The organism is Rhodanobacter sp. Root179 (assembly GCF_001428465.1).
In the GTDB taxonomy this organism is placed as follows: Bacteria; Pseudomonadota; Gammaproteobacteria; order Xanthomonadales; family Rhodanobacteraceae; genus Rhodanobacter.
Genome location: NZ_LMHR01000087.1, coordinates 106,651 through 132,237, shown reverse-complemented (window position 1 = coordinate 132,237; position 25,587 = coordinate 106,651). Strand labels below are relative to the sequence as shown.

Genomic DNA, 25,587 nt, shown 5'->3' with positions numbered 1-25,587 from the left:
GCATAAAAAAGCCGCGAGGAGGACTCCTGTCCGCCCGCGGCTGCTCCTCTACCTGTCGATCGGCAAGCGAATGGCTCGCTGTTGCCTCGTGACTCTCGCCAAGTAGCGGCGAAACGGCATCCTGCCGTTTTTTCAGAGCCGCCGTCCCCACGGCTGCCCTGATCCGTCATCTTGCGATGACGGCTCCCCCACATCGATGGATTGATCGTAACGAGAGCTTCACGTTTGCGGTATCAGAAAAATTCCTAGGTCACTCGCTGCTCTTCCATCGCGCATGTGCTGCTTCGCAGCAAGATGCGGAGGTGGACCCCGGTCGCGGCGGGACGCAGCCGGAACTGCCCACCCAGCGAGGTGACTCGGTCACGCATGCCTTGCAATCCACGACCGCCACGCGGCAGTCGGCTGGGCAGGCCCGCGCCGTCATCACGGACGTCCAGCAGGGCCACGGCGATGCCTTGGCGTTCGCCGATGCGCAGGCGCAGGCGGAATTCGCTGGCCCGGGCGTGCTTGACGGCGTTGGTGGCGCTCTCCTGCACCAGCCGGTAAATGGCGGTGCGAGTATCGTCGTCCAGCAGGCGCGGGTCGCCATGCAACTGGGTGTGATACGTCATCCCGGCGGCATTCAGCAGGTCGCGAATCGGTCCCTCGTCGAGCGCGCGCAGCAACCCGAACTCGTCCAGCACGGCCGGGCGCAGGTCGTCGAGCAGCCGATGCAGGGCCCGCCGCATGTGCGCCAGAATGGTGTTGATCGAGGTGCTGATGTCCTCCATGCCGGCCTGATGCAGGCGTGCCTGGGCCAGCTTCACGTGGGTCTGGATCGCGGTGATGTTCTGGCCGAGCTCGTCGTGCAGTTCGGCGGCCAGATGGCGGCGCTGGTTTTCGTCGGCCTGCAGGTTGCCGCGCGCGGCGTCCCGCAATTGGTGGGCCAGCTGGTCGAGGCGGCGGTTGACGGCGCCAAGGTAGACGTTCTGCTCGGCCACCCGCGCGCTGCTGCGGCGCAGGGCGTCCGTGGCCGAACCGAGCATCAGTGCGCCGGTGCCTGCCACGGCCAGGAACAGGTAGGCCGCGGCCGTCGTGGGCGCGTGGCCCAGGTGCTGATCCACCAGGGTCATGCCCAGGCTGGTGGTCAGCATGGCCAGGCTGGCCCCTCGCCAGCCGTGACGGAAAGCGAAGAACAGTACCGGCGCCAGCGAAAGCACCCGGGCGAACTGTGGTTGCGGCGCAGCCTGTTCCGACAGCACCAGCAGGATGGTCATCGACGGCAGCATGACCAGCAGGCCATCCATGACCAGGCTGGCCAGGGCGCGCTGCTCGATTCGCGTGCGCAGGACCATGATCATCAACGGCACGATCAGGAGGATGCCCAGATACTGGCTGAGCAACTCCTCGCCAAGCATGCGGGCCAGCAATTCGGGGGAGCTCGGGGTGCTGACCATCGCCAGCAGGGCGGCGTCGACGGCGGTCGTCGCGGAAACGACCAGAACCACCGACAGCATCAGCCGGGTCACCTCCTGCGGGCTTTGCAGGCTGGCATGCAGGTTGAACCGACGCAGCAGCCACAGGCCGCCGGCCATCACCAGCGGCTCCGGCACCTCGCCGATGGCGAAACCCAGCCAGCCCAGCGGCATGCCATGGGCGAGTGCGATACCGGTGGTCGCCGCCAGCTCGGCGCCCAGCAGCCAGCCCCAATAGCGCACCGGGGTCAGCAGCAGGGTGCCGAAACGCAGGCCGTAAGGCAGCATCCAGTAGGGCTGGACGGTCGACCACAGCAGCAGCCAGAGCAGCAGATAGCCCGCGGCGATGATGGGCCCGGAGTCGGGCAGATGCAGGAGTTTCGATCGCATGGACGAATGTTACATGCGCGCCCCGTGCGGGTGTTCAGGGGGAGCGACCGACAGCGGATGTACAGAAGGGCTGCCGCTCTGTGTAAAGTAGGCGGATGTACAGCATTGTTCTGGTTGATGACCATGCCATCGTTCGCGAGGGCTTCAAGCGGCTGATCGAGATGGAGTCCGATCTCGATGTGGTGGCCGAATGCCGCAGCGCCGACGATGCCGTCGAAGCCGTGGGGCACTGGCGTCCCGATCTGGTGGCCCTGGACCTGTCCCTGCCGGATGGCAGCGGCCTGCCGCTGATCGAGCATCTTCGCAGCGTGCATCCGCAGGCCCGCATCGTGGTGCTGAGCATGCATGACGGCGAGCCCTACGTGTCCGAAGCGCTTCGTCGCGGCGCCAGTGGTTACGTCACCAAGGGTGTCGCTCCCGAAGAACTGGTGGCGGGCCTGCGCGCGGTGATGCAGGGCGAGTGCTTCCTGAGCTCGGACCTGCGCCAGCGTCGGGCGGAGCGGCCGAATGAGGCGCTGGACCCGGTCAACCGGCTCACCACCCGGGAGCGCGAAGTGTTCCTGCTGCTGGCTGGCGGGCTGACCCCGAAGCAGGTGGCGGCGGAGCTGGGCATCGGCCAGAAGACCGTCTACATCCACCGGGCCAGCCTGATGGGCAAGCTGGGGGCGGGGTCGGAACTCGATCTCTACCGCATGGCCAGCGAACGAGGGTTGCTGTCACCGGCGGGCTGACGGGTCACTCACGCCGGCATCAGCTCAGTCCGTCTGTGCGCGGTCCAGCATCTGCCTGGCGTGGGCCCTGGTTTCCCGGGTGATCTCCAGACCACCCAGCATGCGCGCCAGCTCGTCGCGGCGGCCGGCGGCATCGAGCTTCTCGATACGGGTGCGGGTGGAGTCGTCATCGCTGTGCTTGCTGACCCGCAGATGGGCGTGCCCCTGCGCGGCAACCTGCGGCAGATGGGTGACACACAGAACCTGTCGCTGCGCGCCCAACGCCCGGAGTTTCTGCCCGACCACCTCGGCGATCGCCCCACCGATGCCGGTATCGACCTCGTCGAAGATCATGCTGCCGACCGTGTCCTTGCCCAGCGTGGCGACTTCGATGGCCAGGCTGATGCGGGCCAGTTCGCCACCGGAGGCGACCTTGCGCAGTGCGCGCGGTGGTTGACCGGGATTGGCACTGACCAGGAACTCGCAGCGTTCGCGGCCCTGCGGGTCGGGCTCGACGGCGGCAGCGGGTTCCAGTTCGACCTGCAACTGGCCGCCGGCCATGCCCAGTTCGTTCATCAGGGCGCTGACTTCATCACCGAGCCGACTGGCAGCCAGCGAGCGGGACTCGCTCAGCCTGGCGGCGGCGTCGGCATGAGCCAGCTCCAGCCGACGGCTTTGCGTGGCCAGCGCTTCAAGCGCATCGCCGGCGCCTTCCAGTTCATCGTGTTCGGCGCGCAGGGCGGCCAGCTTGTCATGCAATTCCGCAGCCGGCAGCCGGTGCCGCCGCGACAGTTCGTGCAGCCGGGCCAGGTGGTTGTCCACTTCGCTGAAGCGTTCCGGATCGAGATCGACGTCCTGCGCGTATCGTCCCAGACCATCGGCCGCCTCGGCCAACTGGATGCCGGCGTTGTCCAGCAGATCGAGCAAGGGAGCGAGCTTGTCGTCGAGTGCGGCAAGCCTGGACAGTTCCGCGTGGGTGCGGCCCAGCGCGCGGCGCAGCGCGAATTCGCTGTCGCCATCGAGCAGCTCCAGCACGCTGATGCTGCCTTCAGCCAGCCGTCCGGCATTGGCCAGCCGCTTGTGGCTCGATTCCAGCTCGGCCAGTTCGGCGGCCGGCAGGGACCATTTTTCGAGCGATTCGATTTCGTGGCGAAGCAGTTCGAGGCGCTGGTCCCGGTCGTCGCCGCCGCTGAGCTTGCGCATGCGCGCCGCGAGCTCGCGCCACTGCATGGCGCTTTCGCGCACCTGCACCAGCAGGTCGTCATGGCCGGCATAGGCGTCGAGCAGGGCCAGCTGATGGGGACGGGACAGCAGTGCCTGATGCTCGTGCTGGCCATGGATCTCGACCAGCAGGGCGGCCAGTTCGCCGAGCTGGCGCGCGTTGGCCGGGCGGCCGTTGATCCAGGCCCTGGAACTGCCCTCGGCACGGATCACCCGGCGCAATTGGCAGCCACCATCCTCGTCCAGTTCTTCGCGGGACAGCCACGCCCGCGCCTCGGCCAGATCAGTGAGGTCGAACTCGGCAGCCAGTTCGGCGCGGTCGCTGCCGGCGCGGACCATGCCGCTGTCGGCGCGGGCCCCGGCCAGCAGCATCAGGGCATCGACCAGCAATGACTTGCCGGCACCGGTTTCGCCGCTGACCACGGTCAGGCCGGGGCCGAAGGACACTTCGGCGGCTTCCACAACGGCAAAATGGCGGACGTAGAGCGAAGTAAGCATGGCTGGCTTGATCGGGGAGTGACGGGATTGTAGCGGGAGCCGCCGAGCTGCTGGATACGTTTCACTTGCAAGGCGCGCGCGCAGACCTTATTTCTGTGTGGTCTCACGGACTGCAACACTCAGCATGACGAACCGGCACGGCCACGACCTCGATGCACGCGCGCGCAACCTGTTGCGCACGCTGATTGCGCAATACCTGATCGACGGCGAGCCGGTCGGCTCGCGCACGCTGTCGCGTTCGTCCGGCCTGGATGTCAGTGCCGCCACCATCCGCAACATCATGGCGGATCTGGAAGACGCCGGCCTGGTCGCTTCGCCGCACACCTCGGCAGGACGGGTGCCGACGCCGCGCGGGCTGCGCCTGTTCGTCGACAGCCTGATCGAACTTCAGCCGCTGCCCCAGGCCGAGATGGCCCGCCTGCAGCGCGAATTGCCGCCGGGACCGACCACCACGCGCGATCTGCTGGGCAATGTTTCCACCTTGCTGTCGGCGATGACCCGGTTTGCCGGTGTGGTCACCGTGCCGCGCCAGGCCGATTTCCCGCTGCGGCATATCGATTTCGTGTCGTTGCCAGACGCGCGGGTGCTGGTGATCCTGGTATTCAGCGACAACCAGGTGCAGAACCGCATCGTGCAACTGGCCAAGCCGCTGGATGCCAGCGAGCTCGAGCGCGCCGCCAATTACCTCAACAGCCACTTTGCCGGTTTCCGGATCCACGACATCCGTGCCCACCTGCTGGCCGAGGTGCGCAAGGCCGGCAGCGAATTGAACCGGTTGCTGGCCAGTACGGTCGAGCTGGCCACCGCCTCGTTCGGCCCCGACGGTCCGACCGGGCCGGACATGCTGGTCAGTGGCCAGACCAATCTGATGGGTTATGCCGAGCTGGCCGACATGCAGCGCATGCGCGAGCTGTTCGAGGCATTCCAGCAAAAGAACGAACTGCTGCAGCTGATGGAAGTCTGCGCCCGGGCCCCCGGGATGCGCCTGTTCATCGGCGAGGAATCGGGCTTTACCGCGCTCGATGGTTGCAGCGTGGTGACCGCCAGCTATGGCGCGCAGGGTCGGGTGCTGGGCGCGGTGGGCGTCATCGGGCCGACCCGGATGGCCTACGAGCGGGTGATCCCGGTGGTGCAGGCCACTGCCGGATTGCTCAGCGACGCCTTGAATCGGGCGGCCACGACCCTATAACCGCTGCGGGAGACGGGGTTTCTCGCAAGAATCATGGGCGGTCGGCATTCGTGCCGGCCATGACAACCGTTTGGAGTGAACATGCAGAACAACGATCCGCATTCGTCGGGCGACACGCCAGCCGAGGACTATTCCGCCGACGCGGCCAATCCCGAGCTGGAGGCCCTGCAGGCGCGTGTGGCCGAGCTGGAGGCCAGCAATGCCGAGCTGCGCGAGACCGTCTTGCGCGAGCACGCCGAGCTCGACAACCAGCGTCGCCGGCTGCACCGCGACCTGGAGCAGGCTCGCCGTTTCGCCAACGAGAAACTGCTCGGCGAGTTGCTGCCGGTGTACGACGGACTGGAGAGTGGCCTGGCAGTCGAGGCGGCCGACGTCGCCTCGATGCGCGAAGGCCTTGGCCTGACCCTGAAGGCCCTGCTGAAGGTCGCCGAGAACCATGGCATGTCGCAGGTCGATCCGCTGGGTCAGCCGCTCGACCCGGAACGGCACCACGCGGTGAGCATGGTCGACGCTGCCGGCCAGGCGCCGGGCACGGTGGTCAGTGTGCTGCAGAAGGGTTACGTGCTGAATGACCGCTTGTTGCGTCCCGCCCTGGTGGCGGTGGCCAGGGACTGAATGGTCACCACGCTGGCGCCCGCCTGAATGGCGCGCCGGCGGGAACGCTGGAACACGTCTTCGGGGCATTGCCGGCATTGAATCGCCAGAGCAGACCCCCATCTGAAAACCATCGCGGCCGCGGGGGCCGCAAAGAAAATCTGGAGAGATTGAACATGGGCAAGATCATCGGCATCGACCTGGGCACCACCAACTCCTGCGTGTCCGTGATGGACGGCACGACGACCAAGGTCATCGAGAACTCGGAAGGCGATCGCACCACGCCGTCCATCGTCGCCTTCAACAAGGACGGCGAAGTGCTGGTGGGCGCCTCGGCCAAGCGCCAGGGCGTGACCAACCCGAAGAACACCTTCTACGCGGTGAAGCGCCTGATCGGCCGCAAGTTCACCGACGCCGAAGTGCAAAAGGACCTGCACATCGTGCCCTACGGCATCGTGGCGCACGACAACGGTGACGCGTGGGTGCAGACCTCCGACGGCAAGAAGATGGCGCCGCAGGAGATCGCTGCCAAGGTGCTGATGAAGATGAAGAAGACCGCCGAGGACTATCTCGGCGAGACGATCACCGAGGCGGTGATCACCGTTCCGGCGTACTTCAACGACAGCCAGCGCCAGGCGACCAAGGACGCCGGCAAGATCGCCGGCCTCGACGTCAAGCGCATCATCAACGAGCCGACCGCGGCCGCATTGGCTTACGGCCTCGACAAGAAGGGCGGCGATCGCAAGATCGCGGTGTACGACCTGGGCGGCGGCACCTTCGACGTGTCGATCATCGAGATCGCCGAAGTCGACGGCGAGAAGCAGTTCGAGGTGCTGGCCACCAACGGCGACACCTTCCTCGGTGGCGAAGACTTCGACATGCGCGTCATCGACTATCTGGTCGAGGAATTCCAGAAGGAGCAGGGCATCGACCTGCGCAAGGACCCGCTGGCCCTGCAGCGCCTGAAGGACGCCGCCGAGCGCGCCAAGATCGAGCTGTCCTCGAACCACCAGACCGACGTGAACCTTCCGTACGTGACGGCCGACGCCTCGGGCCCGAAGCACCTCAACATCAAGCTGACCCGGGCCAAGCTTGAGGCGCTGGTCGAGGATCTGGTCAAGCGCACCATCGAGCCGTGCCGCACCGCGTTGAATGATGCCGGCCTGCGCGTGTCCGACATCGACGACGTGATCCTGGTCGGCGGTCAGACCCGCATGCCCAAGGTGCAGGAAGCGGTGAAGGACTTCTTCGGCAAGGAACCGCGCAAGGACGTCAATCCGGACGAGGCCGTCGCCGTGGGCGCGGCGATCCAGGGCGGCGTGCTGGGTGGTTCGGTCAAGGACGTGCTGCTGCTCGACGTCACCCCGCTGTCGCTGGGCATCGAGACGATGGGCGGCGTGATGACCAAGCTGATCGAGAAGAACACCACGGTGCCGACCAAGGCCTCGCAGACCTTCTCCACGGCCGACGACAACCAGACCGCGGTGACCGTGCACGTGCTGCAGGGCGAGCGCGAGCGTGCCAGCGCGAACAAGTCGCTGGGCAAGTTCGACCTGCAGGGCATCGATCCGGCGCCGCGTGGCATGCCGCAGATCGAGGTTACCTTCGACATCGACGCGAACGGCATCCTGCACGTGTCGGCCAAGGACAAGAAGACCGGCAAGGAACAGAAGATCGAGATCAAGGCCGGCTCGGGTCTGTCCGAGGAAGAGATCGCCCGGATGGTCGCTGACGCCGAGGCGAACAAGGAAGAGGACAAGAAGTTCCATGAACTGGTGGCCACCCGCAACAAGGCCGACCAGCTTGTCCACGCCACCCGCAGCGCGCTGAAGGAGCACGGCGACAAGGTGCCGGCTGATCAGCTGAGCAGCATCGAGGGTGCGTTGTCCGACCTGGAGAAGGTCAAGGACGGCGACGACAAGGCGGCGATCGAATCCAAGGTCGAGAAGCTGGAACAGGTGGCGCAGGCGCTGTACGCGGCGGCGCAGGGTGGCGCCCAGGCTGACGCCGGTGCACAGTCGGCACCGGGCGGCGGTTCGGCCCAGCCCGATGACGTGGTGGATGCCGAGTTCACCGAAGTGAAAGACGACAAGTAATCTTCGGCATCGTCATCGGCGTTGCCGATGGGCCAGCCCGCGCCGGGAATTCTCCGGGCGTGGGCTGTTTGCTGAATGCGGGACAGGGGCGCGACAGGCAGTGTGGATGCATCAATGAGCAAACGTGATTACTACGAAGTGCTGGGCGTGGAGCGCAGCGTCAGCGAAGTCGAGCTGAAGAAATCCTTTCGCCGACTGGCGATGAAATACCACCCGGATCGCTGCCCGGACGATCCCGCGGCGCAGGACAAGTTCAAGGAGGCCAAGGAGGCCTACGAGGTGCTGTCCGACACCCAGAAACGCGCAATGTACGACCAGCACGGTCATGCCGCGTTCGAGCATGGCATGGGCGGCCGAGGCGGCGCGGGTTTCGGCGACGTGGGCGACATCTTCGGCGACATCTTCGGCGACATTTTCGGTCGTGCCGGCGGCGGGCGCGGGCGTCCGCGTCGCGGTGCCGACCTGCGCTACATCATGGAACTGGACCTGGAAGAGGCCGTGTTCGGCGTCAGCCGGCAAATCGAGATACCCAGCCAGGTCAACTGCCACCACTGCAACGGCAGCGGCTCGGAAGATGGCAAGGTCAGCAAGTGCAAGACCTGCCACGGCCACGGCCAGGTGCGCATGCAGAACGGCATCTTCTCGATCCAGCAGGCCTGCCCGCATTGCAGCGGCAGCGGCCAGACCATCGAGAATCCGTGCAGGAAATGCCACGGCGAAGGCCGCATCGAGGAAACCCGCACGCTATCGGTGCAGATTCCCGAGGGCGTCGACAACGGCGATCGCATCCGCCTGACCGGGCAGGGCGAGGCCGGCCCGTCCGGCACGCCGGCCGGCGATCTGTACGTGGAAGTGCAGGTGCGCGAACACGCGATTTTCCAGCGCGAGGGCAACGACCTTTATTGCGAGCTGCCGATCCGCTTCTCGCAGGCGGCCCTGGGCGCCGAACTTCCCGTGCCGACCCTGGATGGCGAGGTGCCGATCAGCATCCCGTCGGAAACCCAGACCGGAACGCAATTCCGCCTGCGCGGTCGCGGCGTCAAGTCGGTGCGCAGCAGCCGGCATGGCGACCTGATCTGCCGGGTCGTGGTGGAGACGCCGGTGCGCCTGACCAAGCAGCAACGCGAGTTGCTGGAATCGCTGGAGGCCACCTTCGACGGCAGCGAGGCCAGCAAGCACACGCCGCGCGCCAACGGTTGGGTCGACGGCGTGAAGAAATTCTGGTCGAAAGTCACCGCGTGATCCTGGCTGGCCGCGGGCCAGCATCCAACAATCGAGCCACTGGAGTGCGTCGCTGATGACCCGACCCGTCCGTCTTGCCATCAACGGCGCCTCCGGCCGCATGGGTCGTGCCTTGCTGGATCTTGTCGGCAAGGATCCCCGCTTCGCGCTCGTCCACGCAGTGGTAGCCCCGGGTTCTTCGCACGATGGCCAGCTGGTGGCGCCGCTCACCGACAGCGTCCTGCGCCATGCGCACGACTGGGCGCAGGCGCCGGCGATCGATGCGGTCATCGACTTCAGCAGCCCGGCGGCCCTGTCATCGGCGCTCGAGCACTGCCTGACGCGCGGAATCGCGCTGGTCAGCGGCACGACCGGCCTCGACGCCGCGCTGGAAGCGCGCCTCGCCGATGCCGGCCAGCACATCGCCCTCCTGCGCGCGGCCAATTTCAGCCTGGGCGTGGCGGTGCTGACGCGACTGCTGCGCGAAGCCGCTGCCGCGTTGCCGGAGTGGGACCTGGAGATCGTCGAAGCACATCATGGCCGCAAGCAGGATGCTCCGTCGGGCACCGCCCTGGCGCTCGGCCACGCCGCCGCCGCTGCCCGCCGGACCACGCTGGAGGCGACGGCGGTGTACAGCCGCGAGGGCCAGACCGGTGCACGGGGCGAGGGCAGCATCGGCTTCGCCGTGGTGCGCGGCGGCGACATCGTCGGCGAACATTCCGCGATGCTGATCGGGCAGGGCGAGCGGCTGGAACTGGTTCACCGTGCCACCGATCGTTCGATCTTCGCGCGCGGTGCCTTGCAGGCGGCGCACTGGCTGGTCGGCCGTAGCGCCGGGCATTGGCAGCTCGAGGATGTCATCGCGACGCAGCGGTGAGTCGTGTCGACGGCCGGATCGGCTGGTGACAGCTCAGTGATAGGCGTTGATCAGGCCGAAGCAGGCGGCGACCAGCAGAAACGCGACGGCGACGATCGACAGCAGGCCTAGCAGCATGCCCTTGCCGGTGCGTGGCTTGCTGCCGTTGAGCAGGACGACCCCCCACACGACGATAGCCAGCGGCGGAAGCAGGAAGCCGCCCAGGATCGCGCCGAGGCTGTCAGTCATCAGTATCAGCGTCATCAACAGCACTTCGCCAACGATCATGACCAGCCACGCCAGGCCGACCCCGGCCGCCAGCGAGCCGCCGGAAGTGTACGGTTCGTGGGGCATGGGTGGGGGCGGTGATGGCGCGGAGGTCGGCGGTTCCAGACGCATCTCACTCATGGGGTGTTTCCTCGATGGCGCGGCCCTGTTCGATCTCGCGGCGCAACTTCGTCAACGTGGCAGCCTTGTCGTCGCGATAGAACAGGTTGAAGGTATCGAACGGAATGATCTTCCCGTCGGGCTGGGCGATGTGCACGCAGGATTTCTTCACCGCGCGCAGGTCGAAGCCGTGGGCGTCGATGAACTGCATGATCAGCACGCGGAACACGTTGCGGTAGCCGAGGTCGGACGGCGCCTGCACCTGCGGCAGGCAGCACAGCAGGTCGGCCAGCGAGCAGGCCTGCGATTCGGGTGAATGGTTGGTGGCGAACAGCTCGAACACGTGGGCGCGCAGTTCCTCGTCACGCTCCACCACGATCGTGTTGCGGCCCTTGCTGACCAGGGTTTCCGGCGAGACGAAGCGGGTCAGCGGCACGACCTGGCCACCCATCTTCAGTGCATAGGCCATCGCCAGGCAGTCCGGGTTGCATGGCACCGGAATCAGGTCGTCGGGCTGGAACAGCGGACTTTGTTCGAGGATGCGCCGGCGCACTTCGCTCAGGGTCAGCCGGTTGTGTTCGGGATCGTAGCCTTCCAGACGGCCGGCGGCCTGGATCGGCTGGAACGTCACGCCGCGCACGCACGGCTGGGTCAGTGCGAAGTCGATGATCTCGCCCAGCTCGCCATCGTTGAGGCCCTTCTTCACGGTGACGACAAGCGTGGTGGAGATGTCGTGCCGGTTCAGGTGCTCCAGCGCCTTCAGTCGCACGTCGCGCAGCTTCGCGCCGCGCAAGTCCTTGTGCACCTCGTCGCGCAGGGAATCGAACTGCAGGTACAGCTCGAAGCCGGGCTGGTACTCGACCAGCCGTGCGGCGAACTCCGGCTCCTTCGCGATGCGCAGGCCGTTGGTGTTGACCATCAGGTGCCGGATCGGACGCGCCCTGGCGGCATCAAGGATCGCGAAGAAATCCGGATGCAGGGTCGGTTCGCCGCCGGATATCTGCACCACGTCGGGCTCGCCCTCGTTGGCCACCACCGCGTCGAGCATGCGTTCCACCGTGGCCAGATCGCGGAAGCCGGGGCGGTGCGGGCCGCTGTCGGCGTAGCAGATCGGGCAGCGCAGGTTGCAGTGGTCGGTGATCTCGACCAGGGTCAGGCAGGAATGCTGCATGTGCTCCGGGCACAGGCCGCAGTCGTACGGACAGCCGTAGTGTTGCGGCATATTGAAGCGCTGCGGCAGCTCCGGCGGCTTGATGTACAGCTCGCGGCACTGGCGGTAGTACGCCGCGTCGTCGGCGATCAGCACACGCTCGCGGCCGTGGTGCGGACACCATTTTTCCAGGTAGACGCGTTCATCCTTGATCAGGATCTTCGCCTCGACCCGGCGCAGGCAGGTCGTGCAGATCGACACCGCGCTGTCGTAGAACAGATATGGCCTTACCTTGGCTCCCATGCACCGCTTCCCCTGGCGAACAACGCCCGCAGGATACGTGGAATGTCGCGGGCGTAGTAAACCAGCCCAGCCACGCACAGCCATTGCAGCCCGGACAGCCCCCCGGGATAGGTGTAGAACACCGGCTTTATGAACTCGACCAGCAGGCGGAACAGCAGGTAGCCGACCATGAACGCGCGGAAGCGGTCGCCCGGCCGGGTCAGAGCCGCACGACGCCAGTGCAGCAGTACGTACTGGGCCAGCAGGAAGGCGATCTCGTAGAGCTGGGTGGGATGGCGTGGCAGGCCATCACCGAAGTCCACGCCCCACGGCAGCGCCGTCGGTACGCCATACGTGCGGTCGCCGAGGCCGGCCAGGAAGCAGCCGACCCGGCCGATGCACATGCCCAGGGTCAGCGGCAGCACGAAGGCGTCACCGGTGGAGTTGTCGACTCCAGCGATGTTCTTGGCCAGCTCCGCGCCGACAAGGCCGCCGAGCAGGGCGCCGATGATCGATTTGCCTTCCAGCAGGTGGTGCAAGTCGGGGAAGTCGGCGAACGCGGTCAGCGGGTCGTCCAGCCAGAACGACAGCTTGGCGCCCAGCGCGGCGCCGACGATCGCACCCACCGCCACCCAGACCAGGTGGTCCTCATGCCGGAATGCCGTGGGTGCCAGTCGACGCCGCGTCCACAGGAAGGTGCGAAAGCCGATCGCGTAAGCCAGTGCCTCGAACATCGTGTGCAGCGCGACGGGCGACATGGCAGGGCGAACTCAGTCGCGATGCGACGCGTTGCGATCCCGGCCCGCGCCGAGCTTCCTGTCCAGGCTGCCGAAGATCTTCTTGAAGGTGCGCGAGAACTTGCCACGCCTGGTCTTGCGCAGTTTCTCCTCCTCGCTGGTCAGCCACGCGACCTGGATCACGCGTCGTTCGCCTTCATAGGGCAGGTGCCCGTGGAAGGAGTTGTCGCAGCGCTTGAAGACGGCGAACTCGCCATAGAGCGGCGTCAGCTCCGGAGCGATCACGCTGTCGATGTCATCGATGCGATGCAGGAAGCGCAGGCAGCCCTCGCTGGTGTCGGGCCACTGGGGGTTGAGGTAGATCAGCGCGGTGGCGATCTTGGACCGGCTGTCGGTATGGATGGTGCCGTGGCGCTTGTTGAGCAGCCGGCACAAGGTGACCAGCGTGGGATAACGCCCGAGATCATCGATGCCCAGGCGCCGGCCGATGGCGCTGGCGAAGTCCGGTGCGGTCATGTCCCGGATCAGGGCGTTGACGCTCGGTCCGCAGTCGGCCGGGTCGTAAGGGAAAAAGCCGGCGCTGGCGTACTTGGGGAAATCGCGGTCCAGGTCGCTGCGCACTTCGTCCGGCAACTGGCCGTGCGCCACCATGAACGGGAAGGGATCGTGCTGCACCGTGGTATCCGGGCGATCGAGACGAGCGGGATCGAGCAGGACGGCAGCACTCATGGGACATCGTTCTCCGGCAAAATGTGGCCTAGTGTAGCGCTGGCCGACTGACTGGAAAGCTCCGGGCATGAGCGCAATGCCTGTCCTGCGAGGTGGACAGAAACGGCGTCGCCACTTATCATTTCCACCCGCCCAGATCCTTTCCCTCACAAGCTCCACAAGCCAGCAATCGTGCGGCTTGCGGACTTTGCTGCATCAAAAAGGCGGTTATCGTATGCCTATTCCTGCCCTGCTGGCCCTCGAAGACGGCAGCGTGTTCCATGGTCACGCTGTCGGAGCAACCGGCGAAACCGTTGGCGAAGTGGTTTTCAACACCGCCATGACCGGTTACCAGGAGATCCTCACCGATCCCTCGTACTCCCGCCAGATCGTCACGCTGACCTATCCCCACATCGGCAATACCGGCATCAATGCCGAAGACGTGGAATCTACCGCGGTGCACGCCGCCGGCCTGATCGTGCGCGACGTGCCGCGCCGGGCCAGCAGCTGGCGCAGCACCGAAAGCCTGCCCGATTACCTGAAGCGCCATGGCACGGTCGCCATCGCCGGCATCGATACCCGCCGGCTGACCCGCATTCTGCGCGACAAGGGCGCGCTGGCCGGTTGCATCATGGCGGGCGAGCAGGTTGACGCCGATGCGGCGCTGGCCAGGGCGCGCGCATTCCCCGGCCTGAACGGCATGGATCTGGCCAAGGTGGTCAGCACCGCCAAGGCGTATGTCTGGAATCAGGGTGTGTACGACCTCGATCGCGCTGCGTTCAACCAGCCAGCGGCGCGCTTCAAGGTGGTCGCTTACGACTTTGGCAGCAAGCTCAACATCCTGCGCCTGCTCGCCGAGCAGGGCTGCGAGGTCACCGTGGTGCCGGCGCAGACGCCTGCCGCCGAGGTGCTGGCGATGAAGCCCGATGGCGTGTTCCTGTCCAACGGCCCCGGCGATCCGGCGGCCTGCGATTACGCCATCGTGGCAACCCGCGCCTTCCTCGATGCGAAGATCCCGCTGTTCGGCATCTGCCTCGGTCATCAGCTGATGGGCCTGGCGCTGGGCGGCAGGACGGTGAAGATGAAGTTCGGGCACCACGGTGCCAACCATCCGGTCAAGGATCACGACGACGGCCGCGTGCTGATCACCTCGCAGAACCACGGTTTCGCGGTCGATCCGGCCACGCTGCCGGCCAATGTGCGGGTCACCCATACCTCGCTGTTCGACGGTTCGCTGCAGGGTTTCGCGCTGACCGACCGTCCCGCGTTCTGCTTCCAGGGTCATCCCGAAGCGAGTCCCGGGCCGCTCGATGTCGGCTATCTGTTCCAACGTTTCGCCACCCTGATGCAGGAGGCCCGCACGCATGCCTAAGCGCACCGATATCAAGAGCGTCCTCATCATCGGTGCCGGTCCGATCGTGATCGGCCAGGCCTGCGAGTTCGACTATTCCGGCGCGCAGGCATGCAAGGCGCTGAAGGAAGAGGGCTACCGGGTGATCCTGGTGAACTCCAATCCCGCCACGATCATGACCGACCCGGAAACCGCCGACGCGGTCTACATCGAGCCGATCAACTGGCAGACGGTGGAGCGCATCATCGCCAAGGAGCGCCCGGATGCGGTGCTGCCCACGATGGGTGGCCAGACCGGCCTGAACTGCGCGCTCGACCTGGCCGACAACGGCGTGCTGGAGAAGTACAACGTCGAACTGATTGGTGCGAAGCGCGAAGCGATCCGCATGGCCGAGGACCGCGAGCTGTTCCGCGTGGCGATGGCGGAGATCGGGCTGGAGTGCCCGAAGGCCGAGATCGCGCGCACCTTCGAGCAGGCGCTGGAAACCCAGGCCAAGGTCGGTTTCCCCACCGTGATCCGGCCCAGTTTCACGTTGGGCGGCTCCGGCGGCGGCATCGCCTACAACCGCGAGGAATTCGAGGAAATCGTCAAGCGCGGCCTGGAGCTTTCGCCGACCAGCGAAGTGCTGGTCGAGGAGTCCGTGCTGGGCTGGAAGGAATTCGAGATGGAAGTGGTCCGCGACACCGCGGACAACTGCATCATCGTCTGCTCGATCGAGAACCTGGACCCGATGGGCGTGCACACCGGCGACTCGATCACCGTGGCGCCGGCGCAGACGCTCACTGACAAGGAATACCAGCGCCTGCGCGACGCCTCGATCGCCGTGCTGCGCAAGATCGGCGTGGACACCGGCGGTTCCAACGTGCAGTTCGGCATCAATGCCGAGGACGGCCGCGTGGTGGTCATCGAGATGAACCCGCGGGTGTCGCGATCGTCCGCGCTGGCGTCGAAAGCCACCGGCTTTCCGATCGCCAAGGTCGCCGCGAAGCTCGCCGTCGGCTACACCCTGGACGAGTTGAAGAACGACATCACCGGCGGCCTGACCCCGGCCTCGTTCGAGCCATCGATCGACTACGTCGTCACCAAGATCCCGCGTTTCGCCTTCGAGAAATTCCCGGCCGCCGACGCGCGCCTGACCACCCAGATGAAGTCGGTGGGCGAGGTGATGGCGATCGGCCGCAGCTTCCACGAATCGCTGCAGAAGGCCTTGCGCGGACTGGAGATCGGCAAGACCGGCCTCAACCCGACCGGCCTCGACATCGGCACCGAGGACGGCCTGGCCGTGCTCAAGCGCGAGCTGCGCGAGCCGCGCCCCGACCGCGTATTCCATCTGGCCGACGCGTTCCGTGCCGGCCTGTCGCTGGAGGAGGTATTCAACCTCAGCCGGGTCGACCCGTGGTTCCTCGCCGCGTTCGAGGACATCGTGCTGACCGAAGCCGAAGTCATTGCACAGGGCATCACCGCGCTCGATGAGCCGCGTCTGCGCGAGCTCAAGCGGCTGGGCTTTGCCGATGCGCGCATCGCCGAACTGCTGAACACCGACGAAGCCGCGGTGCGCCACCTGCGCCATACGCTGGGCGTGCGACCGGTCTACAAGCGGGTGGATTCCTGCGCGGCCGAGTTCGCCACCAGCACCGCGTACATGTATTCGACCTACGAGGAAGAATGCGAAGCCGAGCCGACCAGCCGCGACAAGATCATCGTGCTGGGCGGCGGCCCGAACCGGATCGGGCAGGGCATCGAGTTCGACTACTGCTGCGTGCATGCCTCGCTGGCGCTGCGCGAGGACGGCTATGAAACCATCATGGTCAACTGCAACCCGGAAACCGTCTCGACCGACTACGACACGTCTGACCGGTTGTACTTCGAGCCGCTGACGCTGGAAGACGTGCTGGAAATCGTCCATGTCGAGAAGCCGAAGGGCGTGATCGTGCAGTACGGTGGGCAGACCCCGCTGAAACTGGCGCGGGCGCTGGAAGCCGCTGGCGTGCCGATCATCGGTACCAGCCCGGATTCGATCGACCTGGCCGAGGATCGCGAGCGCTTCCAGCAGATGATCGAGAAGATCGGCCTGAAGCAGCCGCCGAACCGCACCGCCCGCAACGCCGACGAAGCGTTGGCGCTGGCCCGCGAGATCGGCTATCCGCTGGTGGTGCGTCCCAGTTACGTGCTCGGCGGTCGCGCCATGGAAGTGGTGCACGACGACGCCGACCTGTCGCGCTACATCCGCGACGCGGTGAAGGTGTCGAACGATTCGCCGGTGCTGCTGGACCGCTTCCTCGACCATGCGGTGGAAGTCGACGTGGACGTGATCGCGGACGCCGAGGGCACCGTGCTGATCGGCGGCATCATGGAGCATATCGAGGAGGCCGGCGTGCATTCGGGCGACTCGTCCTGCTCGCTGCCGCCGTACTCGCTGAGTACCGAGATCCAGGACGAAATGCGCCGCCAGGTCAGCGCGATGGCGAAGGAGCTCAAGGTCATCGGCCTGATGAACACCCAGTTCGCGATCCAGGGCGACACGGTCTACATCCTGGAAGTGAACCCGCGTGCCTCGCGCACCGTGCCCTTCGTGTCCAAGGCCACCGGCGTGCCGCTGGCCAAGGTCGCCGCGCGGGTGATGGCGGGTCGTTCGCTGGTGAGCCTCGGCGCCACGCGCGAGGTGATTCCATCGTACTACTCGGTGAAGGAGGCGATCTTCCCGTTCCTGAAATTCCAGAACGTGGATCCGATCCTGGGTCCGGAGATGCGCTCCACCGGCGAGGTCATGGGCGTGGGGCGCAGCTTCGGTGCCGCGTTCGCCCGTGGCCATGAGGCGGCGGGAATCCGGACGCTTACCGTGGGCAAGGCGTTCCTGTCGGTGCGCGACAGCGACAAAGATCGCCTGCTGACCGTGGCGAAGGAAATCATCGGGCGCGGTTTCACCCTGGTGGCGACGTCGGGTACGGCCAGCTACCTGGCCGAGCATGGCGTGGCCTGCGAACGGGTCAACAAGGTGCTCGAAGGGCGGCCGCACATCGTCGACCTGATCAAGAACGGCGAGATCGCGTACATCGTCAACACCACCGAGGGCAAGCAGGCGATCGCCGACTCGTTCTCGATCCGGCGCGAGGCCCTGCAGCATCGCGTCACCTATTCCACGACCGTGGCAGGCGCCCGTGCGCTGGTCCATTCGCTTGATTTCCACAGCGATGGCGAGGTGCACAGCCTGCAGGAACTGCACAAGGAGCTCGGCGCATGAGTCGTCCCCCCATCACCAAGAGCGGTTCGGAACGTCTGCGTGGCGAACTTGACCGGCTGAAGTCGGTCGATCGCCCGCGCATCATCGCGGCGATTGCCGAGGCCCGCGCGCATGGCGATCTGAAGGAAAACGCCGAGTATCACGCGGCGCGCGAGCTGCAGAGCTTCACCGAGGGGCGCATCGCCCAGCTGGAAGCCCTGTTGTCGAACGCCGAAGTGATCGACGTGGCGAAGTTGAACCCGGGCAAGCGGGTCGTCTTCGGCGCGATCGTGGATCTCGAGGACGAAGACAGCGGCGTGGCGGTGACCTACCAGATCGTGGGTGACCTGGAGGCCGACATCAAGCAGAGCCTGATTGCCGTGTCATCGCCGATCGCGCGGGCATTGATCGGCAAGCATGAAGGCGACAGCTTCGAATTCACCGCGCCGAACGGCGTCAAGCATTACGAAATCACCGGCGTGCGATACGAATAGCCGGCGGGCGGCCTCGGTGGACACGATCTGCCGAAGCCGCCACGCAGTTTGCAGACACAAAAAAGGCCGCTTGCGCGGCCTTCTTCGTGTCGCCTTGCGCGATGACTCAGCGCTGACGAGCCTTGAAACGGGGGTTGCTCTTGCAGATCACGAACACCTTGCCGCGACGGCGAACAACCTTGCAGTCGCGATGCCGCGCCTTGGCGGACTTCAAAGAGTTAAGCACCTTCACGGCCAGCTCCTGACACAAAAGAATAAAGTAAGCTGGCAATTGTAACCAGTTGAAAGCCTTGTCACAAGCCCGGGGCAATGACCATTTCCGTGACCGTGGCCAGGAACTGCTGCAGCACGGGCGAAGTGTCGTCGACGCGCGAAGCCAGGGCCAGCAACAGGTAGGCATCGGCGTCTTCCAGCGGCACATAACTGACGCCCGCCAGCCGCACGGCCCGCATGCTGGCCGGGACCAGGGCCAGCCCCAAGCCGCCGGCTACCAACGCCAGCAAGCCGTTGACCTGCTGGGCGTGCTGGATGATCGTGGGCTGGAACCCTGCCCGGGTGGCCAGTTTCACCAGCCGATCGTAGAGCGTGGCGACCAGTTGGCGCGGCTGCGAGACGAACGCATCGCCGGCGACTTCGGCCAGATGCAGGCTGCTGCGCCCGGCCAGCGGATGGCCGGTGGGGAGCGCCAGCAGGAGCGGTTCACGGTCGATCACGTTCAGCCGCAGGCTGCGTGCCGTCTGGGGGTTGGTCGGTTCATCCCGCACGAAGCCGACGTCGATCTGGCCGGCGAGCAGGGCGGCAAATTGCGGTTCGGTATACATCTCGCTCAACTGCAGCGCGACCTTGGGGGCGATCTGGCCGTAACGGAGCAGGGTCTGGGGGAGGGCGGGATGGAACGAGACAGACACGCTATAGGCCAGTCGCAACTGGCCGCTGTAGCCGGCCGCAGCGGCGGTGACCTGGCTGCGTGCCTCATCGGCCTTGGCGAGAATCTGTCGAGCCTGTTCGAGGAACACGCGGCCCGGCTCGGTCAGGGCCACATGGCGCTTGTTGCGCTCGAGCAGGCGCACATCGAGGTCCTCCTCGAGGGCGCGGATCTGCTGGGATAGCGGCGGTTGGGACAGGTGCAGGCGCAAGGCCGCCCGGGTGAAGCTCAGCTCCTCGGCGACGGCGACGAAATAGCGCAACTGGCGAAGATCGAACATATAGCGATATCGAATTAATGATGCGCCAAATATATATTAGATACTTTATTGAGGCGATCATAAAATGACGACGTCCCGCCACCTCCCCTCCCCCCGGTGGCGGTGACCCTCGCCCCGCAGCGACGCTAAATACGACGTCTGGTTCAACTCCCCCCCTGAACCCACGTTGATGCGTCTCCCCTGCGGGGCGCTTTCTTTTTCAGGCTTGCACGACACCGCTGTCATCCGACAGCGGTGTCGTCGCCATCGGCGGTCGCATGACTCAGGCCCCGAGCCCCCGGAATTCTCACGCGACGCTGGCGGTGGCCGGCCGGGCAGGATTCGGCGCGCTGAAAACCCCGCCGTGCGGATGGGCAAGACTAGATCCTGCTGGCGAGTCGAGTGCCCTGGTCGATGGCCCGTTTCGCATCGAGTTCCGCCGCCACGTCGGCGCCGCCGATCACGTGTACCGTGATGCCGGCAGCGATGAGTTCATTGGCAAGTCGACGGTTGGGCTCCTGGCCGGCGCATATCACCACGTTGTCGACGGGCAGGATCTGCGCCTTGCCATCGACCGTGACGTGCAGGCCCTGGTCGTCGAAACGTTCATAACCGACCTTGCCGAGCATGCTGACCTGCTTTGCCTTAAGCGTTGCACGATGCACCCAGCCGGTGGTCTTGTTGAGTCGTGCGCCAGGGCGGCCCTCGCTGCGCTGGAGCAGCCACACTTGCCGCGCTGGCGTCTCCGGCTGCGGCGCCTGCAGGCCGCTGCGCTGCCTGAGTTCCATGTCCACGCCCCATTCCCGGGTCCAGCGAGCCACGTCCGTGGTGGGCGAGGGCAGGTGTTCGACCAGGAATTCGGCCACGTCGAAACCGATGCCGCCGGCACCGATGATGGCCACCCGCGCACCGACCGGCTGGTGCCGGGCCAGCACGTCGAGATAACCCAGCACGCGCGGATCATCACTGCCGGGAAAGCTCACCCGGCGCGGCGTGATGCCGGTGGCGATGACCACCTCGTCATAGCCGCCTTCGCGCAACGTCGTGGCATCCGCCGACTGGCCGAGTCGTACCTCGACCCCGACGTCCTGCAGTCGGTGGCGGAAGTAGCGCAAAGTCTCGTGGAACTCTTCCTTGCCCGGAATCTGCTTGGCGACGTTGAACTGGCCACCGATTTCCCCGGCCTGGTCGATCAGGGTCACCGCATGCCCCCGTTCGCCCAAGGTGCTGGCGCAGGCCATCCCGGCGGGACCGGCACCGATCACGGCGATGCGCTTGCGGATGCTCGCCGGCTCGATCTTCAGTTCGGTCTCGTGGCAGGCGCGCGGGTTGACCAGGCAACTGGCGCGCCGGTTCTGGAACACGTGGTCGAGGCAGGCCTGGTTGCAGGCGATGCAGGTGTTGATGCGTTCGCTGCGCCCGGCCCTGGCCTTGTTCGCCCAGGCCGGATCGGCCAGCAGCGGCCGCGCCATCGACACCATGTCGGCTTCGCCGCCGGCCAGGATGCGTTCGGCCACGTCGGGCATGTTGATCCGGTTGGTGGCGACCAGCGGGATCGCTACCTCACCCTTCAGCTTTTGCGTGACCCAGGCGAAGCCGGCGCGCGGTACGCTGGTGACGATGGTGGGAATGCGTGCCTCGTGCCAGCCGATGCCGGTGTTGATGATGCTGGCGCCGGCCGCCTCGATGCCCCTGGCCAGCGTGGCGATTTCATCCCAGTCCTGGCCGCCCTCGACCAGGTCGAGCATCGACAGCCGATAGATGATGATGAAATCCCTGCCCACCGCTTCGCGCGTTCGGCGCACGATCTCGATCGGAAAGCGCATGCGCCGTTCGGCGTCGCCACCCCAGCGATCGTTGCGCCGGTTGGTGCGTGCGGCGATGAACTCGTTGATCAGATAGCCTTCGGAGCCCATCACCTCGACACCGTCGTAGCCGGCGTCGCGGGCGAGTTTCGCGCAATGCACGAAATCGTCGATGGTGCGTTCCACGCCGCGGGCAGACAGTGCGCGCGGCGTGAACGGGGTGATCGGCGACTTGATCTTCGATGGCGCCACCGACAACGGGTGATAGCCGTAGCGCCCCGCGTGCAGGATCTGCATGCAGATGTGCCCGCCCTCGGCGTGGACGGCGTCCGTGAGCTTGCGATGGCGGGGCTTGTGCCAGGGCATCGTCAGGCGGCCGCCGAACGGTTTCAGCCAGCCCTCGATGCTGGGCGAGATGCCGCCGGTGACCATCAGCCCCACGCCGCCGCGGGCGCGCTCGGCGAAATAAGCGGCCAGCTTGTCGTAATCGCTGGCCTTGTCCTCCAGCCCGGTGTGCATCGAGCCCATCAGGATGCGGTTGGGCAGGGTGATGTGGCCCAGGTCGAGCGGGGCAAACAGGTTGGGGTAGTTCATGCGATCCACGGCCGACTCAAACGATCGTATGAATGTGCCGGTGTTCGCTATCCGAAAGCAAGCACCGTCTGCGGACGGAGCCGGTACTCAGGCCAGCAGTTGCTGCACCAGTGCGATGTAGCGGCGCATGGCCTCGTCTTCCGAAACACCGCTCAATTGCGCCCAGGCCTCGTGTTTGGCCGTGCCGACAAAATCGAAGAAACCGGGCTGGGTGCGCTTCAAATCGCCCTCCGAGCCCTGCTTGTACAGGGCATACAGCTTCAGCAAGGTGTCGTTGTCGGGGCGCATTCCCAGTCGCTGGATGTCTGCGGCAGCCTGTTCGAACTCGCGGCGAAGATCGGTCATAAGGCAGTTCGACAACGCAGACAGGCAAGGTGGGATCGGCTAGATAGCACGCGTCCGGGAGCGGGTCAACGCGTTAAACTGCGCGCTTTGCCGTTCAGCCAGGATCCCGCCATGAGCCATGCCCCAGCCCCCGTACTCACCATCGACGGACCGTCGGGATCGGGCAAGGGCACCATCAGCGCGCTGGTGGCCGAGCGGCTGGGCTGGCGCCTGCTGGACTCGGGGGCGCTGTATCGCGCCGTGGGTTACGCCGCGGGGATGGCCGGGCTCGACCTTTCGGACGTGGAGGCGGTGACCCGTTGCGCGCAGGGGACGAAGATCCAGTTCCGGGCTGCAGCCGATGGCGGCGAGACCCGGGTGATCGTCAACGGCCACGATGCCACCGACGAATTGCGCACCGAAACCGCCGGTGCGGCTGCTTCGGCGATCGCCTCGATGCCCTCGGTGCGTGAAGCGCTGGTGGCGCTGCAACTGGGCTTCCGCAAGCTGCCAGGCCTGGTGGCGGACGGGCGCGACATGGGCACGGTGATCTTCCCCGATGCCCAGTACAAGGTTTTCCTCACCGCGAGCGCCGTGGAACGAGCGAAAAGGCGCTATAAGCAGTTGAAGGAAAAGGGACTCAGCGTTACACTTGCTGGCCTTCAGCGCGAAATTGAGGCGCGTGACAGTCGCGATGCTTCGCGTGCCGTGGCGCCGCTCAAGCCTGCCGCTGATGCCTTGCTGGTGGATACCACCGGCATGGGCATCGACGAGGTCGTTGCGAAAGTATTTGCCGTCGTGCAGCCCTGAACGGGTTGCGCGGCGGCTTTTGTGCCCCTGCCAAGGCAGGGGGTTTTGGCCAACGGTGATGACGGTCGGTTCCCCGGGAACCCCTCATGCACCCTCAACCGGTGGATCGGAAGTTCGCGCACCAACCATTCCAGCGCAATGAACCACGATCCTTTCCCACTATGGAATCAACATGACTGAAAGTTTTGCCGAACTGTTTGAACAGAGCCAGCAGGCCATCTCCAAGCTGAAGCCCGGCGCCATCGTCACCGGCATCGTTGTGGAAATCCGCAACGACGTCGTCGTGATCAACGCTGGCCTGAAGAGCGAAGGCATCGTCCCCATCGAGCAGTTCAAGAGCGAAGAGGGCGTGCTGGAGGTGCAGGTAGGCGACGAGGTGAAGGTAGCCCTCGAAGCTTTGGAAGACGGTTTCGGCGAGACCAAGCTGTCGCGCGAGAAAGCCAAGCGCTCGATGGTGTGGGACGACCTGGAGCAGGCGTTCGACAAGGAAGAGACCATCAAGGGCATGATCTCGGGCAAGGTCAAGGGCGGTTTCACCGTCGACATCAAGGACGTTCGCGCGTTCCTGCCCGGTTCGCTGGTCGACGTGCGCCCGGTGCGCGAGCCGACCTACCTCGAGGGCAAGGAACTCGAGTTCAAGATCATCAAGCTCGACCGCAAGCGCAACAACGTGGTGGTCAGCCGCCGTGCCGTCGTCGAGACCGAGTTCTCCGCCGAGCGCGAACAGCTGCTTGAGCGCCTGACCGAGGGTGCCGTCGTCAAGGGTGTGGTGAAGAACCTCACCGACTACGGCGCGTTCGTGGACCTGGGTGGCATCGACGGCCTGCTGCACATCACCGACATGGCGTGGAAGCGCGTGCGTCATCCGTCCGAAGTCGTCAACGTCGGCGACGAGCTGGACGTGCGCGTGCTGAAGTACGACAAGGAGCGCAACCGCGTTTCGCTGGGCCTGAAGCAGCTGGGCGACGACCCGTGGGTCGCCATTGCCCGCCGCTACCCGGTCGGCAGCCGCCTGTTCGGCAAGGTCTCCAACGTCACCGATTACGGCTGCTTCGTCGAGATCGAGCCGGGCGTGGAAGGCCTGGTGCACGTGTCCGAGATGGACTGGACCAATAAGAACGTGAACCCGGCCAAGGTCGTGCAGGTCGGTGACGAGACCGAAGTCACCGTGCTGGACGTGGACGAGGAGCGTCGCCGCATCTCGCTGGGCATCAAGCAGACCCGCTCGAACCCGTGGGAAGCCTTTGCAGCGATGCACAAGAAGGGCGACAAGGTGTCCGGCCAGATCAAGTCGATCACCGACTTCGGCGTGTTCATCGGCCTGGACGGCGGCATCGACGGCCTGGTGCACCTGTCCGACATCTCCTGGCAGATGTCCGGCGAAGATCTGGTCCGCAACTTCAAGAAGGGCGACGAGATCGAGGCCGTGGTGCTGGCGGTTGATCCGGAGCGCGAGCGCATCTCGCTCGGCATCAAGCAGATGGAGCAGGATCCGTTCGGCCAGTTCATGGCGGCGAATCCGCGCGGCACCATCGTCAACGGCACCGTCAAGGAAGTCGATGCGAAGGGTGCGGTGATCGATCTGGGCGAAGGCGTCGAGGGTTACCTGCGCGCCAACGACATCGCCAAGGAGCGCATCGACGATGCCACGCTGCATCTGAAGGTGGGTGACAAGGTCGAGGCCAAGTTCACCGGCATGGATCGCAAGGGTCGCCAGCTGGCGCTCTCGATTCGCGCCAAGGACGAGGAAGACGCACCGGATACGTCGGTCGACTATTCGTCTGCCGCCAGCGGCACGACCAAGCTTGGTGCGCTGCTCAAGGAACAGTTCAACAAGGCTGACTGATCGCGTTGCACACGTCTGACACGGGGCGGCTTCTGCCGCCCCGTTGTTTCACGTCACGGACATTGGGGCCCATGACTAAATCCGAATTGATCGAGGCGCTGGCCAGGCGTCAGACCCATCTTGCGTTTGCCGATGTCGAGATGGCCGTCAAGAGCGTCATCGAACAGATGAGCCATGCCCTGGCTCATGGCGAGCGTATCGAGGTGCGTGGTTTCGGCAGCTTCGCGCTGCATTACCGACCACCACGCATGGGGCGCAACCCCAAGACCGGCGAAGCCGTGGCACTGCCCGGCAAGCACGTTCCGCACTTCAAGCCTGGCAAGGAGCTGCGTGAACGGGTCAACCAGGATCTCGAGACAGGCATCGCCTGATCAGCAGGTCATGCAACAGACATGGAAAGAAGGCAGGCGACGCGAGTCGGCCTGCTTTTTTTTTGCCTTTTCCGCGGGCAGGCGCACGCGCATGA

Annotated in this window: 22 protein-coding genes; 12 read left to right on the top strand and 10 right to left on the bottom strand. The window is 65.6% G+C overall.

Annotation, left to right across the window (positions count from 1 at the left end; genetic code table 11):
- Window positions 1-245: 245 nt before the first annotated feature.
- Entirely contained in the window at window positions 246-1,844 is a 1,599-nt protein-coding gene (locus tag ASD82_RS15025; RefSeq protein WP_056718612.1) for an MASE1 domain-containing protein, read from the bottom strand.
- Between the two features lie 95 nt (window positions 1,845-1,939).
- On the opposite strand from ASD82_RS15025, the gene ASD82_RS15020 reads away from it, so the two are divergent.
- A complete protein-coding gene (locus ASD82_RS15020) occupies window positions 1,940-2,575 on the top strand; it encodes a response regulator transcription factor (protein ID WP_007805399.1) in 636 nt (211 codons plus the stop codon).
- 24 nt (window positions 2,576-2,599) lie between these two features.
- Here ASD82_RS15020 and recN read toward each other — a convergent pair whose 3' ends face one another.
- Window positions 2,600-4,273, bottom strand: coding sequence for a DNA repair protein RecN (gene recN, locus ASD82_RS15015; RefSeq protein WP_056718611.1), 1,674 nt, complete (start codon window positions 4,271-4,273; stop codon window positions 2,600-2,602).
- Window positions 4,274-4,397: 124 nt separating this feature from the next.
- Here recN and hrcA point away from each other — a divergent pair, with 124 nt between their 5' ends.
- From hrcA to dapB, 5 genes are all read left to right on the top strand, one after another.
- A complete protein-coding gene (gene hrcA / locus ASD82_RS15010; protein ID WP_056718610.1) occupies window positions 4,398-5,462 on the top strand; it encodes a heat-inducible transcriptional repressor HrcA in 1,065 nt (354 codons plus the stop codon).
- A gap of 81 nt (window positions 5,463-5,543) precedes the next feature.
- Window positions 5,544-6,077, top strand: a complete 534-nt coding sequence (gene grpE, locus ASD82_RS15005; RefSeq protein ID WP_056718609.1) for a nucleotide exchange factor GrpE — start codon at window positions 5,544-5,546, stop codon at window positions 6,075-6,077.
- Window positions 6,078-6,232: 155 nt separating this feature from the next.
- Window positions 6,233-8,152 carry a molecular chaperone DnaK gene (gene dnaK, locus ASD82_RS15000; RefSeq protein WP_056718608.1) on the top strand — a complete coding sequence of 640 codons (1,920 nt, stop codon included), beginning with the start codon at window positions 6,233-6,235 and terminating at the stop codon, window positions 8,150-8,152.
- A gap of 114 nt (window positions 8,153-8,266) precedes the next feature.
- Window positions 8,267-9,394: a molecular chaperone DnaJ gene (gene dnaJ / locus ASD82_RS14995; protein ID WP_056718607.1), complete on the top strand. Its 1,128-nt coding sequence runs from the start codon at window positions 8,267-8,269 to the stop codon at window positions 9,392-9,394.
- A 55-nt stretch (window positions 9,395-9,449) separates the two neighbouring features.
- On the top strand, window positions 9,450-10,250 hold the full coding sequence (gene dapB, locus ASD82_RS14990; protein WP_056718606.1) for a 4-hydroxy-tetrahydrodipicolinate reductase: 801 nt from the start codon (window positions 9,450-9,452) through the stop codon (window positions 10,248-10,250).
- A 33-nt stretch (window positions 10,251-10,283) separates the two neighbouring features.
- Here the strand turns inward: dapB and ASD82_RS14985 are convergent, their stop codons facing one another.
- From ASD82_RS14985 to ASD82_RS14970, 4 genes are read right to left on the bottom strand one after another with little or no spacing between them, the layout of a single operon-like run.
- Entirely contained in the window at window positions 10,284-10,637 is a 354-nt protein-coding gene (locus ASD82_RS14985; protein ID WP_157598914.1) for a hypothetical protein, read from the bottom strand.
- A complete protein-coding gene (locus ASD82_RS14980; RefSeq protein WP_056718604.1) occupies window positions 10,630-12,069 on the bottom strand; it encodes a radical SAM protein in 1,440 nt (479 codons plus the stop codon). Before ASD82_RS14980 ends, ASD82_RS14985 begins: the two co-directional genes overlap by 8 nt.
- On the bottom strand, window positions 12,054-12,806 hold the full coding sequence (locus ASD82_RS14975) for a prolipoprotein diacylglyceryl transferase family protein (protein WP_056718603.1): 753 nt from the start codon (window positions 12,804-12,806) through the stop codon (window positions 12,054-12,056). Before ASD82_RS14975 ends, ASD82_RS14980 begins: the two co-directional genes overlap by 16 nt.
- Window positions 12,807-12,818: 12 nt before the next feature.
- On the bottom strand, window positions 12,819-13,514 hold the full coding sequence (locus tag ASD82_RS14970; RefSeq protein WP_056718602.1) for a 2OG-Fe(II) oxygenase: 696 nt from the start codon (window positions 13,512-13,514) through the stop codon (window positions 12,819-12,821).
- Window positions 13,515-13,728: 214 nt separating this feature from the next.
- Here ASD82_RS14970 and carA point away from each other — a divergent pair, with 214 nt between their 5' ends.
- Genes carA through greA form a run of 3 tightly spaced genes read left to right on the top strand, consistent with a single transcriptional unit; the run spans window position 13,729 to window position 18,558 of the window.
- Window positions 13,729-14,865, top strand: a complete 1,137-nt coding sequence (carA, locus tag ASD82_RS14965; protein ID WP_056718601.1) for a glutamine-hydrolyzing carbamoyl-phosphate synthase small subunit — start codon at window positions 13,729-13,731, stop codon at window positions 14,863-14,865.
- Window positions 14,858-18,085 carry a carbamoyl-phosphate synthase large subunit gene (carB, locus tag ASD82_RS14960; RefSeq protein WP_056718600.1) on the top strand — a complete coding sequence of 1,076 codons (3,228 nt, stop codon included), beginning with the start codon at window positions 14,858-14,860 and terminating at the stop codon, window positions 18,083-18,085. Before carA ends, carB begins: the two co-directional genes overlap by 8 nt.
- On the top strand, window positions 18,082-18,558 hold the full coding sequence (gene greA, locus ASD82_RS14955) for a transcription elongation factor GreA (protein WP_056718599.1): 477 nt from the start codon (window positions 18,082-18,084) through the stop codon (window positions 18,556-18,558). Before carB ends, greA begins: the two co-directional genes overlap by 4 nt.
- A 106-nt stretch (window positions 18,559-18,664) precedes the next feature.
- Here greA and ykgO read toward each other — a convergent pair whose 3' ends face one another.
- The 4 genes from ykgO to ASD82_RS14940 all read right to left on the bottom strand — a co-directional run bounded on the left by ykgO (window position 18,665) and on the right by ASD82_RS14940 (window position 22,486).
- Window positions 18,665-18,790: a type B 50S ribosomal protein L36 gene (ykgO, locus tag ASD82_RS17460; protein WP_007508267.1), complete on the bottom strand. Its 126-nt coding sequence runs from the start codon at window positions 18,788-18,790 to the stop codon at window positions 18,665-18,667.
- A gap of 61 nt (window positions 18,791-18,851) precedes the next feature.
- On the bottom strand, window positions 18,852-19,763 hold the full coding sequence (locus ASD82_RS14950) for a LysR substrate-binding domain-containing protein (protein WP_056718598.1): 912 nt from the start codon (window positions 19,761-19,763) through the stop codon (window positions 18,852-18,854).
- Between the two features lie 359 nt (window positions 19,764-20,122).
- Entirely contained in the window at window positions 20,123-22,141 is a 2,019-nt protein-coding gene (locus tag ASD82_RS14945) for an NADPH-dependent 2,4-dienoyl-CoA reductase (protein WP_056718597.1), read from the bottom strand.
- An 87-nt stretch (window positions 22,142-22,228) separates the two neighbouring features.
- A complete protein-coding gene (locus ASD82_RS14940) occupies window positions 22,229-22,486 on the bottom strand; it encodes an acyl-CoA-binding protein (protein ID WP_056718596.1) in 258 nt (85 codons plus the stop codon).
- A 111-nt stretch (window positions 22,487-22,597) separates the two neighbouring features.
- On the opposite strand from ASD82_RS14940, the gene cmk reads away from it, so the two are divergent.
- The 3 genes from cmk to ASD82_RS14925 all read left to right on the top strand — a co-directional run bounded on the left by cmk (window position 22,598) and on the right by ASD82_RS14925 (window position 25,492).
- The gene (cmk, locus tag ASD82_RS14935; RefSeq protein WP_082542695.1) at window positions 22,598-23,275 is read left to right on the top strand and encodes a (d)CMP kinase; all 678 of its coding nucleotides are present in this window, start codon (window positions 22,598-22,600) and stop codon (window positions 23,273-23,275) included.
- Between the two features lie 172 nt (window positions 23,276-23,447).
- Window positions 23,448-25,121 (top strand): 30S ribosomal protein S1, encoded by a 1,674-nt coding sequence (gene rpsA, locus ASD82_RS14930; RefSeq protein ID WP_007805435.1) that lies wholly within the window; start codon window positions 23,448-23,450, stop codon window positions 25,119-25,121.
- A 71-nt stretch (window positions 25,122-25,192) separates the two neighbouring features.
- Window positions 25,193-25,492 (top strand): integration host factor subunit beta, encoded by a 300-nt coding sequence (locus tag ASD82_RS14925; RefSeq protein WP_056718595.1) that lies wholly within the window; start codon window positions 25,193-25,195, stop codon window positions 25,490-25,492.
- Window positions 25,493-25,587 lie beyond the last annotated feature (95 nt).

Bases quoted from the DNA above. Each gene is read 5' to 3' on its own strand.
- ASD82_RS15025 (WP_056718612.1), bottom strand. From the start codon at position 1,844: ATGCGATCGAAACTCCTGCATCTGCCCGACTCCGGGCCCATCATCGCC.
- ASD82_RS15020 (WP_007805399.1), top strand. From the start codon at position 1,940: ATGTACAGCATTGTTCTGGTTGATGACCATGCCATCGTTCGCGAGGGC.
- recN (WP_056718611.1), bottom strand. From the start codon at position 4,273: ATGCTTACTTCGCTCTACGTCCGCCATTTTGCCGTTGTGGAAGCCGCC.
- hrcA (WP_056718610.1), top strand. From the start codon at position 4,398: ATGACGAACCGGCACGGCCACGACCTCGATGCACGCGCGCGCAACCTG.
- grpE (WP_056718609.1), top strand. From the start codon at position 5,544: ATGCAGAACAACGATCCGCATTCGTCGGGCGACACGCCAGCCGAGGAC.
- dnaK (WP_056718608.1), top strand. From the start codon at position 6,233: ATGGGCAAGATCATCGGCATCGACCTGGGCACCACCAACTCCTGCGTG.
- dnaJ (WP_056718607.1), top strand. From the start codon at position 8,267: ATGAGCAAACGTGATTACTACGAAGTGCTGGGCGTGGAGCGCAGCGTC.
- dapB (WP_056718606.1), top strand. From the start codon at position 9,450: ATGACCCGACCCGTCCGTCTTGCCATCAACGGCGCCTCCGGCCGCATG.
- ASD82_RS14985 (WP_157598914.1), bottom strand. From the start codon at position 10,637: ATGAGTGAGATGCGTCTGGAACCGCCGACCTCCGCGCCATCACCGCCC.
- ASD82_RS14980 (WP_056718604.1), bottom strand. From the start codon at position 12,069: ATGGGAGCCAAGGTAAGGCCATATCTGTTCTACGACAGCGCGGTGTCG.
- ASD82_RS14975 (WP_056718603.1), bottom strand. From the start codon at position 12,806: ATGTCGCCCGTCGCGCTGCACACGATGTTCGAGGCACTGGCTTACGCG.
- ASD82_RS14970 (WP_056718602.1), bottom strand. From the start codon at position 13,514: ATGAGTGCTGCCGTCCTGCTCGATCCCGCTCGTCTCGATCGCCCGGAT.
- carA (WP_056718601.1), top strand. From the start codon at position 13,729: ATGCCTATTCCTGCCCTGCTGGCCCTCGAAGACGGCAGCGTGTTCCAT.
- carB (WP_056718600.1), top strand. From the start codon at position 14,858: ATGCCTAAGCGCACCGATATCAAGAGCGTCCTCATCATCGGTGCCGGT.
- greA (WP_056718599.1), top strand. From the start codon at position 18,082: ATGAGTCGTCCCCCCATCACCAAGAGCGGTTCGGAACGTCTGCGTGGC.
- ASD82_RS14950 (WP_056718598.1), bottom strand. From the start codon at position 19,763: ATGTTCGATCTTCGCCAGTTGCGCTATTTCGTCGCCGTCGCCGAGGAG.
- ASD82_RS14945 (WP_056718597.1), bottom strand. From the start codon at position 22,141: ATGAACTACCCCAACCTGTTTGCCCCGCTCGACCTGGGCCACATCACC.
- ASD82_RS14940 (WP_056718596.1), bottom strand. From the start codon at position 22,486: ATGACCGATCTTCGCCGCGAGTTCGAACAGGCTGCCGCAGACATCCAG.
- cmk (WP_082542695.1), top strand. From the start codon at position 22,598: ATGAGCCATGCCCCAGCCCCCGTACTCACCATCGACGGACCGTCGGGA.
- rpsA (WP_007805435.1), top strand. From the start codon at position 23,448: ATGACTGAAAGTTTTGCCGAACTGTTTGAACAGAGCCAGCAGGCCATC.
- ASD82_RS14925 (WP_056718595.1), top strand. From the start codon at position 25,193: ATGACTAAATCCGAATTGATCGAGGCGCTGGCCAGGCGTCAGACCCAT.